This window comes from Nitrospira sp. T9, from assembly GCF_052156535.1.
Taxonomy (GTDB): domain Bacteria; phylum Nitrospirota; class Nitrospiria; order Nitrospirales; family UBA8639; genus Nitrospira_E.
In genome coordinates this window covers 99,482-112,583 of sequence record NZ_JBQKUP010000026.1, presented here as the reverse complement: position 1 = coordinate 112,583, position 13,102 = coordinate 99,482, and the positions used below count along the sequence as shown (strand labels likewise).

Sequence of the window (13,102 nt, the reverse complement as noted above, 5' to 3'; positions counted from 1 at the left end):
TCTACCAAGGAGCTTGTCCGTGCGTGAATACCTGGACTTTGAAAAACCCCTGAAGGAACTTGAAGAACGCATCGCCAAGTTAGTGAAATCAAAATCCAAGAAGGTCTCGGTTCAGGAGGCCATCGTCAAATCGACCGAACAACTGGCTAACCTTGAACGTGAGGTCTATGCCAATCTTTCCCCATGGCAACATAGCCAAATAGCCAGACACCCGCAACGCCCTTCGATTTCTGATTACCTGGAGCACATGACTGATGGTTTTATGGAACTCCATGGTGACCGCCTATTCGGCGACGACCGGGCGATCATTGGAGGATTTGCCACATGGAAGGGTCGCTCCATCATGGCCATCGGTCATGAAAAAGGAAAAACCTTAAAAGAGCGCATGCGCCGAAATTTTGGTATGGCCAAACCTGAAGGCTATCGAAAAGCGTTGCGTCTCATGAAATTAGCGGAACGCTTCAACCGACCAATCATCACCTTTATCGATACTCCAGGAGCATACCCCGGCGTCGATGCGGAGCAGCGCGGCCAAGCTGAAGCCATTGCCAGAAATTTACTGGAAATGTCCAGATTGCAAGTGCCGATTCTTGCCGTGGTCACAGGAGAAGGCGGCAGTGGTGGCGCGTTGGCCTTAGGTGTGGCAGATCGGGTTCTGATGCTCGAACATGCCATTTATTCGGTAATTTCCCCGGAAGGCTGCGCCGCCATTTTATGGGGAGACGCCTCAAAATCCGCCGATGCCGCGACGGCCTTACGAATGACGGGACCGGAGTTGCGCAAACTCAATATCATCGAAGAGGTTATACCTGAACCCATGGGAGGAGCCCATCGCGATGCGAAACTCATGGCCGACCGGGTCTCCGAGGCACTCGACACCCATTTCTTGCAATTACAGAAAATGTCGCCCGCAACACTCCGAAAACAGCGAGAGACTAAATTCCGGAGTCTGGGTGCCTTTGGCTCTTCTCAGGCCACGCCCAAACAGGTGAAAATGGTCAACTCATGACCTGCAGAAAGTCCGTAAACGGGTTTACGCGACCAAGACCCCACAGGAAAATTTCCATTTGAGTTGTTCGCCCGTTCTCCAGTCGGTTATTCGTTTCCCCCCATTAGGTATCACGAGGTTCACGTTTCTCAGTCCCATTATAATTGTTCCTCAGGCAACTCCCATTATTTATCGCGCCCCAGGACCCAAGGGATGATTCTTCGCTGAGCAGGAAGGATCTCCATCTATTAATGCGGAGAACCGGCCAATCTTCGCTTGTGAGGATAGAGAATTAGTTTGAAGATGCAGGAGGATTCAAATTGTCTGGAGGTGGTTCCCACTGTTCTAGCCGCTCGACCAAAGGACGGGCTTCCGGAGTCGATTCGCGTGTCGGTTCGCTTGGTGGATGATCCCAGGTCAATTCAACAAAACCATGCTCCTCGAAAGTCTGTCGGATCACATGGACCAAGGCCTCCAGAGTGACTTCATCACTCAGGGTCAAATCCAGGACCCGCTCTGGCGTCTTCACAGGCGGAGGGCTTTCATGCATTAATGCCCAACACCGATTGAAGACCGTCTCTCTCACAGAATGTGGGGCATTCATCGTTTCGAGATCTGCCGTACATAATGCCAATACCATGAGGACAAATTGGATATCGGGCAGTTCAGGATTCATGAGATCTAATCGTTGCATAATGACCATGCTACCTCTGATCCCACTTGGCTGACAAGCATATGACCCATCACCACGACCAAGAAGCCTTTGCCAAATTAGTGGACCGTATCGGGCCTGAACATGCAGGCCAGCGCATGGAAATGCAGGCCCACTATTCGGCCCTCCTTTTAAAAGGGTATCACCTTCACATACATATGGAGGAATTTCCAGCCATTGCCTGGCTCATCAAAACTCTTTTAAAAACGACCGGCCTTTGGCCGTTGGCCGTCAAGAATACGTCCCAATATCGAATTGTCGAGCACACCGTCCCGATTCCTCATCTGCCCAAATCCTTTGATGGATTTCGAATTCTGCATTTATCAGATCTTCATATCGAAGGGATGATCGATAAAGGCCAGGCGCTTCAGACAGCTCTGTCTACCTTGCGATACGACCTGTGCGTCATGACCGGCGATTTTCGCTTTCTCACGTATGGCCATTATGACAAGACACTGACTCTCATGGAGTCATTGGTCAGCACGATCCAGGCTCCCTATGGCGTCACGGGCATTTTGGGAAATCACGATTGGCTGGAAATGGTGCCCGGACTTGAGCGGTGCGGAATCCGCATGCTGCTCAATGAAGCTCAATCGCTGGAAAAAGGATCGGATGCGATTTGGCTTCTCGGATTAGATGATGTCCATTATTACGAAACGGGCGACCTGGATAAAGCCATACGCCTCGCGCCCACAGACGCCGTCCGAATTCTCTTAGTGCATTCCCCGGAGATTATTCCTGAGGCCTCGAATGCCGGAATGGATCTGTACCTCTGCGGCCACTCACACGGAGGCCAAATCTGTCTTCCAGGAAGCCAACCCATCATTACCCATTGCCGCTGTCCCAGGGCCTACAAAGCAGGCCCCTGGAAATACCAATCCATGCGCGGGTACACCTCTCGAGGAGTCGGCACCTCCCTGTTTCCCATTCGGCTGTTCTGCTTTCCGGAAATCATCATCCACACGCTCACACGAACCCCTAAACCTTGAGCGTTGCCTGTCTCCAATTCACACGAACACTCCTCGACATCATAAAAAGAGTCAGGACAGTCAAGATGGACAGCCCATACACATTCCAAAGATGATTTCCCCCTTTACAACCGGATTTCCGCCCGACTTCAATGCCTATACGGGCAGACAGACTCATCACACAGGCCAATTAACCCCGGCAGCAATCATGCGGCCATAGGTTCCAGAATACGCTTGACCTGTACTAATCTCTTTTGCCACGCTATGCTCTGACCATTCATCTGTTATGGCATCCTCCTTCGTTCTATCATCATGAGCTCCCAGATCACGACACCTTCACCCTTTCAATACGACCTGATTTGTATCGGAAGCGGACCGGCTGGACAACGGGCGGCCATTCAAGCAGCCAAAGTAGGAAAACGCGTGGCGGTTATTGAAAAGAAGCGTGCAGTCGGCGGTGCCTGTTTAGAGACCGGAACCATTCCCAGTAAAACCTTTCGGGAAGCCGTCTTGTCCTTTACCGGACCCCATCAACATTGGGGTCGTTTACCGGAAACCGCGAAAACACGACCCACGGCCGAGCAACTGATCACTCGCGTGGCAGAAGTCATTCGCATCGAAGGTGAGGTGATCAACGATCAATTACGAAGAAACGATGTGGAATTCTTACAAGGAGAAGCCTCATTTGTGGATCCTCACACTCTATTGGTTCACACGGACCAACATTCACAAACCCTGTCGAGCGCCCACATTTTGATTGCCGTGGGAACCATCCCAACGCCTCCACCCAACATTGCCATTGACGGCCAATATATTCTCGATAGTGATAGCATCATCCATTTGCAACAGCTCCCACGAACCATGACCGTGGTTGGAGCCGGGATCATCGGCATTGAATATGCCTCAATGCTAGGCACACTTGGCGTCGAAGTCACCCTCGTGGATTCACGAATCCGACCATTGGAATTTCTGGATGGCGAAATCGTCGATGAACTCATTTATCAGATGCGCAATCACCAGGTGACTTTTCGCCTGGGTGAAACTGTCGAAAAATTAGAAATCGCGACCACACCATCCCCAAAAGTCGTGATTCATTTGGCCTCCGGAAAACGACTGGTCTCAGGCCTGGTCCTCTATTCCGTCGGACGAACGGGAGCCACGTCGACACTCCAACTCGAGAAGGCCGGATTGACCGTGGATGCCCGTGGCCGACTGCAAGTCGATTCGCAATATCGCACAACTGTCCCGCATATTCTGGCTGCGGGCGATGTCATCGGCTTTCCAAGCCTGGCGGCCACCTCTTCAGAGCAGGGCCGTTTAGCGGCCTGCTATGCCTTCGACATGGAAGCCACACCGATGACAAGCCTGTTTCCTGTTGGTATTTATGCCATTCCGGAAATTTCTATGGTGGGAGCCACGGAGGAGCAACTGACACTCGAAAAAGTTCCGTATGAGGTGGGAGTCGCCCGTTACCGCGAAATCGCGAGGGGCACAATTCTGGGGGATCCAAACGGCATGTTGAAATTATTATTTCATCGAATCGATCACCGGCTATTGGGTGTGCATGTGATCGGGACTGGAGCGACCGAGCTTATTCACATCGGACAGGCCATCCTTCATACCGAACGGGGGCTGGAATACTTCCTCACGACAGTCTTCAATTATCCAACGCTAGCGGAATGCTACAAAGTTGCAGCCTTGGACGCCTACAATAAGCTTTGTGAAATATAATACACATTTGAGGTCCCAGTTAAAACGGAAGTTTGAATCCGCCGGGAAGATCCTTTAGACCTTTGTTGGGAAGACCTTTTTCCAAAAGACTCTTGAGCACATCATTATGCTGCGTGACCCGCTCCGTCAACTCACCGGCAATTCGTTCAAACCCGGATAAATTATTCTTGAGTTGTTGCATCGGTTCTGCAATCCTCGCCGAGATGGCCGCTTGAAGCTCAGAACCAAATTTCGCAGCCAATTCATTCACCATCTTGCCGGCCGCATCCTGAAGAATACGATCCAGGTCGGAGGATATCGTGACATCAGGTTGCTCAAATGTCCCCGTTACATCGGCCTGAATAGACAATTGGGAAATACCAGTCACGGCAGAGCTAAGCGCTTTGGTCAAAGGATTGGGATCATCCTCCCTTCCTGCGGACAGGTGAAGGCCACGAAGATTCCCGGCGCCATGAACCGTCAAGGCCTGGCCCTTGAGTTCCGTATTCACTTTGATATCGCTCATACCGCTCGTCAGGGTAACCGGCCATTTGGCATCTTTGGACAATGCGAGATCGGTGAGTTCATACCCTTTCGCCTGCACCGTCAACTGATCCTTGGAATCGGCGGGCTCCACGTGGTTGAGCGCCCCTTCCAATGCAACAGACTGGACCCCCTTTAACCGGTCCCCGGAAAAGGCGAATGTCGTGGGTTGTCCCAAAGTCGGTTGGTCGGTGGTGATATTGCGAACAGTCCCCGCCAACCCCCCTAAGTCTAAATCGATTGATACCTTCGTCAAACGAATCAAAAAGTCCGGGAGCGGATTCGCTTCCATGAAATGCACATCCAGGCCCTTCCCCCGCAAAGGCTTGTCCACCTGAGGACCATCCTCCCCACCCACGGTCCTTGCTCCTTCCAGAAGCGGTTTCGCTCGTGCATACCAAAACGCCCCCTGGTGAACCCACGAACTGATCTGAGGCCCTAATAGCATTTGGCTCATATTGGCCAACCCTTGCGGAGACAAATTATATTTAGCCTTGAGATGTTGAATATCCCGTTGTGGTGCGGTTTGAATCTGCTGCAACCGAGTACGGAACAACGCCACCGTTTTTTCAAAATCCTTTTTGGCGCCTGTGAGAGATTCAATTTCCTGTTCAATATCCTGCTTCAACGCTTGCACTTCGCCAACTCCTCCCAGCAAGCCTTCCAATCCCCCCTTCCCCGCTTTTTTTAAATTTTTTACGCGTTCCTCATATTGGGCCAGCTGAGCTTTTCCCGGTAAATTTTTAAGTCGTGATTCCCACGCCTCCTGTTCCCGCTGCATATCCCCCTTCAGCGCTTCAATCAACCGGAGAGTTTCCAGATCTTCGTTCTCTAAAATTTTTTTCACGTCAGGCACTTCCAGAGCCGGAAGAGCAAGAGAAAACATCCCGGACTCTTCTTCAGGAGACACATCTGAGACCGGCTGAACGGCGCCGGAAGTGGTTCGGAGAGTATCCAATCGAACCCCTTCCACAGTCATTTCCTCAACAATGACTTTTCTTCGAAACAGGTTCAGTCCGTCTAGATTCATCGTCACCGTGGCCACTTCCACCGCATTCGTCATGGGCGTTTTGGGATTTGTCACTTGCAGTCTCGTCAAGGAGAGTCCTGCCGGAAACAGGCTGAGATCGGCCGCATCGACCTCCACCTTGGCTCCCACAGCTTTGGTCCCTGCACTTTCAATTGCACCTTTCACCCATCCATCAACAAAAAATATCCACACACAACCCACAATGGCCGCAAACAACACAAATGTCCCAAGCCCCCACCACCGAATCCATTTCGTCATCAGCCTGGCCTCCATGACGAAAGGGTTTCATAAGTCTGATACAACTTACTGGCTTTGAACATTTGCATGATCCGTGTTTTCTGAACCCAGGCCATGACATGTTGGCGATAGCGACGTATCAGGAGGTTCAAAAGCAGAAGAACAGGAACGAACATCGCAACGGAAAACACCAGGCTGCCCATCACAATAGAATTATTGAAATGCTCCAATCGCCACCACACCGATTGATAGAGAGAAGTCCAAAGATCTGCCAGGGACGGAGCGGTCAGAACGGCCAGCCCGAGCAGGTGGAAGAGCGGATCTAGCAAATAGGCAATCCCCGTAAACAGGGCCAGCCCCAACAGAAAAGCCGATAGATTCACACGCAGAACAAATACCAGCAGGACCACAAAGAAATTGTGCAAGCTCATAAATGGGGTGAGCCCCACGATCATCGCAAAACACAATCCCAAAGAAATTTGCCCTGGATCGGTTTCTGAATTTAGAACGCGGAGCAGTTTGGCAAGAAGCTTAATCATGTCCTTTAAAAGGCAAGTGATATGGACATAATATCAGAATAGCTTTGAAACCGTGCTACGTCTACCCGATAGATAGCAGAAATTTCCAAACCGGTTGGAGCTTAATTCATACTTGGTGAGGTAAGTAACGTAGCCGCGGATTCGCTCCTTCCGCCGGCTGTCTTTTCCGTATCAATGGCCCGCCGGGATACGCTGCGCTTACTTATGGTTTTTGCCTTTGTACGATGCATTTTCTCCCTGGAGTGGTACGGAAGAATTCCGCTTAGGACCTCCGCCAGGTTATCGCACGGGACATCCTCTAATAACTTGATGGCAGGCTTGGGATCGGGGCCGGAACGGCCACCGACAAAAATATCCACGGCCTCGACAATCTGACCTTTAATTCTGACCTTTTTCCCTAACAAACCGACATCGGCTACAAGGTGATTTCCGCAGCCTGCCGGACATCCCGACCAGTGCATGGTGATGGGCTTCATCTCCGTGCCGATCATCGCTTCAATTCGTTTGGCGGTTTCCACCGCCCGACTTTTCGATTCGATCACGGCGAGGTTGCAGTAGTCGCTCCCCACGCAACTGACCAGGCCCTTTTGTACCGGAGTGGGATTGTAAACAAAGCGTTGTAATAAAGGCTCCTCTGTCAGGTCTCCCAACACGCGGTCCGAAACGTTGGGCATGATGACCGCTTGATTGGCTGCCAATCGGAGTTCCCCGGTGCCGTAGGTCTCAGCCAGACCGGCTATTCCGTGTAAATCATCCGCCTGAATCCGGCCGACGGGAATTTTAAGCCCCACATAGTTCAAGCCTGACTGCTTTTGCCGATAGACACCCATATGATCGTTGACGGACGACTTCCGTACATCGGTCCCCGCTCGTGACAATTCCCATCCTACTTCCCGCTGGACTTCCAGACGAAATCGTTCTTCGCCCCAGTCATCCAACAAAAATGCCAATCTGGCAGTGGTGCGCGAGTCCCGGCATCCATGATTCCGAAAGACGCGAAGGATGGCCCCGGTCACCGCCACGACTTCCCGAGGAGTCACGAACACATCGAGTGGAGTGGCAATGCGGTACCCGCCGGATCCAAGTTTGCCTCCGGCCAATAGGTTAAATCCGGTGATCGCGTTGCCCTCCTCATCGACCCTCGCGGGCACCAGAGCCAGATCTTGTGTTTCAAGATGTAAACAATTGTCGAGGCAGCCGGTAATCGCCATGTTGAACTTTCGAGGGAGATTCGAATAGGCCCGATGCCCTACCAGTTCTTCTGTGAGCCGCTTGACCAGATCCGTGGCATCCAGTTGTTCCTGCGCCGTCAAACCGGCCACGGGACACGTCATAATGTTTCGGACGTTATCCATGCCGGTTTGCAACGAGCACAAGCCCGCCTCTTCCATTTGACGAAACACTTCCGGTACATGCTCTATCTTCATATGCCGTAATTGAAACTGCTGACGGGTTGTCAGATCCAACACGCCGTTTCCAAAGGTGTTCGCGAGGTGCGCCAATGTGCGCATCTGGACCGACGTGGTTCTTCCTCCTGGAATCCGCACGCGAATCATGAAGTATCCCGGCGTGGGATTTCGCAAAAATAATCCATACCATTTCAGGCGTTGAATATCTTCATCCGGGATCGCCTCCCACCCTAATTCGGCATATCGGGCAATATCCTCTTTGATGTCCAAGCCGTCTTTTTCCCCCTTGAGCACTTCAATCTTATTCATGAGAATCCCTTCCTGCTGTCTTTCTCGATTTCGTCAACAATCCGTGGGATTTGCTAATTTTTCCCAGCAACAGCCAGGGGATGAGATGATAATTTCCCCTCCGCTGGTAGATGGATCGGCCGTGACGATTCAGGTGCCACACCTTCCACGATCCTTTCTGTTTTCTTGATCCACCCACGCACAGGACTGATGATCCAATAAGCACCTCCCATAAATACGACTCCACCCACAATATTTCCGGACACGACCCAGATCTGGTTCCACATAAAACCGGCCCAGGAAATATCCGGGCCATGGGGAAGAAATAACGCCATTCCCAAAAGCGATTGATTGGCAATGCTGTGTTCAAACCCGCTTCCGATGAACGCGAAGAGGCACCAAAAAATCAGCATGATCTTGGCGGCATCATTAGTCGTGCGGGATGCCATCCACACTGCCAAACACACAAGCCAGTTGCAAAGAATCCCGCGAATAAACAGTTCCCCCATCGATAGATTCATTTTAAGGGATGCCACGTGCAGCAATAGATCGCTTTGCGGCGCCTTTCCCACCACCCCTGAATACGCCACCAACCAGGCCAATCCCAATGATCCGGCAAGATTGCCCGCAAACGACCAGAAAAAAATCAGCCCGACCTCTTTCATCGTGATGGCTTTCGCCAGGGCACCAAGGGCACACACCATATTGTTTCCGGTAAATAGCTCCGATCCCGCAAAGATGACGAGGGTGAGCGCAATGCCAAATGACACGCCCATCACGAGTTTCAACCCGGCAGAACCTCCGGCCCAGAAAGGAGCACCGACACTAAAAATCAAACAAATTCCAAACCCGAGATAAATGCCGGCCAGTGCGGATAAGACGAGGTATCCGATGGGATTACTTCGGAAGTACCCCACTTTCCTCTCTGCCAGTTGAATCATCCGTTCGACATCCACCGTATGCATGACGTTCTCCTTAACCAGGTTGTTCAGTTGTCCAACAAAAAAAGCGCCACCTGCCTGAACTAAGGTCGGATTCTTCCGCCTTGCCCGAGCAGTGGCGCCTTTGCCACCTTCCCCACCGTTCGCTCCTCGAAAGGTGGAGTATGAATGCTGTTTCTTACCTAATGGCTAAACCGTTCGTTTAGAAAGATTGTCGATTCAAAGTGTCAGTTCCCTCGACCCATCTCCCATTTTTCGCATTCGACTAAAATAAAAAAAAACGCCCAATCCCCTCTACGGAATTGGACGCCCATTGTCCACAACCACGTCTTTACTTAATGACCAGCAACATCGTTGTTGTTACTAATTCGTTTAACAGACATATCAGCCCCTGTCAATCCAGGGCTAAAGACCTATTCAATCGGTAGAAGAAACATGTCACATCGAAATACCCCTACAAACCGGCTGCCTAGGAAGGGGGCTGCACGAAGAAAGCCGCAGTAACTAAGACACCGTTATAGGTGCTATGTAGCGCGATTCCTGGGGCAAGAATTCCAGTTCGAATACGTAACAAAACAGTCAACGCACCAATCAATGATATAGCCAAGAGCGCTGGCCAATACTCAAGCACTTTTGGCATATGAACTGCGACAAACAGCACCGTGGTCATCAAACCAGCCACACTCGGTCCCCACGATTGCGACAATCCGGTAAACAAGAACCCACGGAAGAGCACCTCTTCAACAACAGGAAACAAACCAATAAACATCAAAGCCCACCCAACCTGTAACGGAAGGGGCGCACTGATCATTGCATCAAAGAGCGGTTGAGGAAGGTCGTCCGAGGGAAGCACACCGAATTCAGTGCATGTAACAAATCCTAAAGCTAAGCCTAACCCCAGCAACGAACACCACCATAGACTCCGGAAATTACAGGATTTCCCAAGAAGTTCCCAGAACCAGACTGCATCCATGGATGGGGTCGCTCGATTTGTCGCCACTTGTATCGAGACCACTATCGCTCCCATCGTCCCCACACATAGGGACAGGGGAAGTACCCAAATTTCCCTATAGGGGGATAACGTGCCCAATCGCGGCCCTATTCCTATTCCCTCGGCTAAGCCCACGACGGCACCACCCACAACCGAAACCATGAAAATCCCAAGGGTCTGAACCACATAGAAACATCCGAGGATGAGGAGCGCCGACCATGCCCCCCACCACGGGTTCAAAAGAGTTGAAGCCTGTGATGTGGTATCAACAGAGGAGAGAATCGGGGGTCGCATACTGTTCTTTCGGGCATTGACTCAATTTCTTGATGTTTAAACCAGACCGATCATGGGAACAGAGGTCACCCATACAACCCAACTTGCTCACCTCGGCGCTCACCCTAACCTGGACCGCAAGTAATTTTACGTCGAAACTTGCTCTCCTTTTTGAATCAAACTACGCCATGTGCATGATAAAAAACACCCAACCTAATTCGACAAAAATAGTCGTCAACAGGTCACGAACCGGCCTTTGCTAAAGGAAGAGCAACGACATCGTCGCATGAGAGTCATTCGCACCAGACGAAGCGGCACTTGCGATGTTGGCTGGAAAACGTCACTTCACGGGAGTGTTATCGAAATGGCTACGGGCTTGTCTCTTTGCCGTAAGAAGATGGAGAAGATCGGGGGACTATCCCTCCAGGGATGACGATTTTTTATCAGATAGTTCACGAAACGCCCCAATTAACTTAAGGGCAACACTGGAGTAATTTTTAATGGCCTGAGCATCATCGCCTAGATCAAGATAGGGCGTATACCCTTCGCTCCCAGCCAATTTTTCCTTGGAGGGTCTGTTGAATCCCATGGACCATTGGGAAAAACTCCGGTTGTGGATCAGTCCTTCAAATAACACCGCAATGCGGCTGTGGCGGGTATCCTGTCGAATGATACCAAGCATATTCATCACCTGGTCCTTGGGTCCTTCAAGAGCTTGAATAAACGATCCATCGCAATGCAGTAACATGCCGGTAATTCCAAGTCGCTTGTTTTTTTCTCGTGCGTGTTTCAACATCACAAGCAACTCATCTTCTTCAATTGGCCGCGTTGCTGCACTGGCATAGATGATTTGATACAAGTCGTTTTCCATGCGACCCAATCTCCCTCAAGTCGTCAAATTATTTCAGGCCACGTGTTCTTCTCATTTCAAAGTGAAAGCCTTGATTACTGAACATGCATTCGAATTCCATTGATTCCGAATGCAGGAAAAGTCCACCATATCAAAGCGTTCTAAAATATGAAACAGGGAATTTTATGAAGGAAAAATTAAAAAGAACCCATGGAGGAAGGCTGATTGAAATTTGATTTGATTATCTTAGACCTTTTATTGGGAAATTGGGGAGGCTATACAGCAGTTAGTGCTTGAGGGAAAACACAAAACGGTCAAGAGCGGATAAGTCCTGAAAGACGATGATGTTTTCTTCCAAAAATACTTCAGCATATGCCTGGACACCTTGTCCCCCTACCCCCACTGAAGACAGAGGGATTATCTTATCAGCGACTTCTTGAGCCAAGGCGCGGGCTTCATGCAAAGACCCCAGAATTGTCACGGAAAGCAACACACAGATCGGACGGTTCCGGTGGCAATAAGCAGCCAATTCAGGAATGGGTAAATTGGCTCCCAAATAATGCACTCGACAACCCCGTGCCCGGCAAACATACGCTGCGGTCATAGCCGCGACTTCATGCCACTCATTCGTAGGACAGGCAACGACCACCACAGGTCCCTCATCCGATGTTTGAAATTGATTCATGGCCGAAAAAATCTTTTGTTTGATTTGATTGGAGGCATAATGTTCCTGGCCGACGCCAAGCATTCCATCGTGCCACAGTTGCCCTACCTGTTCTTGTAAAGGAAGCAAAAAACGATGCACCGCCTCCTCAAAAGGAATCACGGCTAAGGCGCCATTCAATTTCCGTTCAAAAGCCGCCCGATCATTCTCTTCTAATGCTTGTGATAACTCGGTAACCAAACGTTCAGACGGTGGCGGCTCACGGTAGGTTTCCACAAAAACCCGCTGAGCCTGTTCACGGAGACGCTCAAGTCCCTGTTCAGACAATTCCCCAATGGCCATCCCCTGGTCTACCTGAGACTTGAGATATCGAAACAACACCACATCCTCATCCGTATAGAGGCGATAGCGATTTTCACCTCGTATGGGGGTCACCAATCCGTAGCGCCTCTCCCACGCTCGTATGACATGAGGAGAAAGGCCAGTCAGCTTTGAAAAACGATGGATTCGATACATTTGCATTAGGTATTTATATCAATATGTATAATGTATGTCAAACTATATAAAAACAAAACTATTGACAAACATTAAACGTACTGCTATAACTTTGAACATACATTAGACAAACATTGATTAAAAAAAGTTAACCACTTTTAATTTAACCCGGAGGAACTACAATGACACTCACCAAACCACACTCGATCCAGCAAACGGGAAGGAGAGACAATGAGAGCGCTGGAAAACTTTCAACTCAATGTTCGCGTTGCGGGGGATTCTTGGTGAGTAGTTTTTGTATCTCACCTGATCAGGGAACCTCTGAATTTCAGATTCCCGTGTGGAAATGTTTGCAATGCGGAGATCTCTTCGATGCCACAATCCTAAGGAACCGGCATCTTATTCACCATCAATCCAACAACTAACCGGAGGGTTAACGTCATGAATGCACCACGGATTGCCTC

General features: G+C 50.3%; 11 protein-coding genes. 3 read left to right on the top strand and 8 right to left on the bottom strand.

Features of this window, described 5'->3' with window-relative positions:
* Positions 1–13: 13 nt before the first annotated feature.
* Complete coding sequence (locus ACTRXD_RS03940) at positions 14–1,009, top strand: acetyl-CoA carboxylase carboxyltransferase subunit alpha (protein WP_442430541.1); 996 nt, start codon at positions 14–16, stop codon at positions 1,007–1,009.
* Between the two features lie 271 nt (positions 1,010–1,280).
* Here ACTRXD_RS03940 and ACTRXD_RS03935 read toward each other — a convergent pair whose 3' ends face one another.
* Positions 1,281–1,682 (bottom strand): hypothetical protein, encoded by a 402-nt coding sequence (locus ACTRXD_RS03935; protein WP_442430540.1) that lies wholly within the window; start codon positions 1,680–1,682, stop codon positions 1,281–1,283.
* A gap of 41 nt (positions 1,683–1,723) precedes the next feature.
* Here ACTRXD_RS03935 and ACTRXD_RS03930 point away from each other — a divergent pair, with 41 nt between their 5' ends.
* Both ACTRXD_RS03930 and sthA read left to right on the top strand, forming a co-directional pair.
* On the top strand, positions 1,724–2,689 hold the full coding sequence (locus ACTRXD_RS03930) for a metallophosphoesterase (protein ID WP_442430539.1): 966 nt from the start codon (positions 1,724–1,726) through the stop codon (positions 2,687–2,689).
* Positions 2,690–2,980: 291 nt separating this feature from the next.
* Positions 2,981–4,399 carry a Si-specific NAD(P)(+) transhydrogenase gene (gene sthA, locus ACTRXD_RS03925; RefSeq protein WP_442430538.1) on the top strand — a complete coding sequence of 473 codons (1,419 nt, stop codon included), beginning with the start codon at positions 2,981–2,983 and terminating at the stop codon, positions 4,397–4,399.
* Between the two features lie 19 nt (positions 4,400–4,418).
* On the opposite strand, the gene ACTRXD_RS03920 is transcribed toward sthA, so the two are convergent.
* The 7 genes from ACTRXD_RS03920 to ACTRXD_RS03890 form a co-directional block, all read right to left on the bottom strand.
* Positions 4,419–6,209 (bottom strand): TIGR03545 family protein, encoded by a 1,791-nt coding sequence (locus ACTRXD_RS03920; RefSeq protein ID WP_442430537.1) that lies wholly within the window; start codon positions 6,207–6,209, stop codon positions 4,419–4,421.
* Entirely contained in the window at positions 6,209–6,727 is a 519-nt protein-coding gene (locus ACTRXD_RS03915) for a TIGR03546 family protein (protein ID WP_442430536.1), read from the bottom strand. Before ACTRXD_RS03915 ends, ACTRXD_RS03920 begins: the two co-directional genes overlap by 1 nt.
* Before the next feature lie 101 nt (positions 6,728–6,828).
* On the bottom strand, positions 6,829–8,445 hold the full coding sequence (locus tag ACTRXD_RS03910; RefSeq protein WP_442430535.1) for a ferredoxin--nitrite reductase: 1,617 nt from the start codon (positions 8,443–8,445) through the stop codon (positions 6,829–6,831).
* A 53-nt stretch (positions 8,446–8,498) separates the two neighbouring features.
* Positions 8,499–9,389: a formate/nitrite transporter family protein gene (locus ACTRXD_RS03905; protein ID WP_442430534.1), complete on the bottom strand. Its 891-nt coding sequence runs from the start codon at positions 9,387–9,389 to the stop codon at positions 8,499–8,501.
* Between the two features lie 445 nt (positions 9,390–9,834).
* Positions 9,835–10,650, bottom strand: a complete 816-nt coding sequence (locus tag ACTRXD_RS03900) for a CPBP family intramembrane glutamic endopeptidase (RefSeq protein ID WP_442430533.1) — start codon at positions 10,648–10,650, stop codon at positions 9,835–9,837.
* A gap of 394 nt (positions 10,651–11,044) precedes the next feature.
* The gene (locus ACTRXD_RS03895; RefSeq protein ID WP_442430532.1) at positions 11,045–11,500 is read right to left on the bottom strand and encodes a BLUF domain-containing protein; all 456 of its coding nucleotides are present in this window, start codon (positions 11,498–11,500) and stop codon (positions 11,045–11,047) included.
* Positions 11,501–11,765: 265 nt separating this feature from the next.
* A complete protein-coding gene (locus ACTRXD_RS03890; protein ID WP_442430531.1) occupies positions 11,766–12,665 on the bottom strand; it encodes a MerR family transcriptional regulator in 900 nt (299 codons plus the stop codon).
* Positions 12,666–13,102: the final 437 nt, after the last annotated feature.

What these genes read in the sequence shown, in the direction of transcription:
- ACTRXD_RS03915 (WP_442430536.1), bottom strand. Translation starts at nt 6,727, where the DNA reads ATGATTAAGCTTCTTGCCAAACTGCTCCGCGTTCTAAATTCAGAAACC.
- ACTRXD_RS03895 (WP_442430532.1), bottom strand. Translation starts at nt 11,500, where the DNA reads ATGGAAAACGACTTGTATCAAATCATCTATGCCAGTGCAGCAACGCGG.
- sthA (WP_442430538.1), top strand. Translation starts at nt 2,981, where the DNA reads ATGAGCTCCCAGATCACGACACCTTCACCCTTTCAATACGACCTGATT.
- ACTRXD_RS03920 (WP_442430537.1), bottom strand. Translation starts at nt 6,209, where the DNA reads ATGACGAAATGGATTCGGTGGTGGGGGCTTGGGACATTTGTGTTGTTT.
- ACTRXD_RS03900 (WP_442430533.1), bottom strand. Translation starts at nt 10,650, where the DNA reads ATGCGACCCCCGATTCTCTCCTCTGTTGATACCACATCACAGGCTTCA.
- ACTRXD_RS03935 (WP_442430540.1), bottom strand. Translation starts at nt 1,682, where the DNA reads ATGCAACGATTAGATCTCATGAATCCTGAACTGCCCGATATCCAATTT.
- ACTRXD_RS03910 (WP_442430535.1), bottom strand. Translation starts at nt 8,445, where the DNA reads ATGAATAAGATTGAAGTGCTCAAGGGGGAAAAAGACGGCTTGGACATC.
- ACTRXD_RS03905 (WP_442430534.1), bottom strand. Translation starts at nt 9,389, where the DNA reads ATGCATACGGTGGATGTCGAACGGATGATTCAACTGGCAGAGAGGAAA.
- ACTRXD_RS03890 (WP_442430531.1), bottom strand. Translation starts at nt 12,665, where the DNA reads ATGCAAATGTATCGAATCCATCGTTTTTCAAAGCTGACTGGCCTTTCT.
- ACTRXD_RS03930 (WP_442430539.1), top strand. Translation starts at nt 1,724, where the DNA reads ATGACCCATCACCACGACCAAGAAGCCTTTGCCAAATTAGTGGACCGT.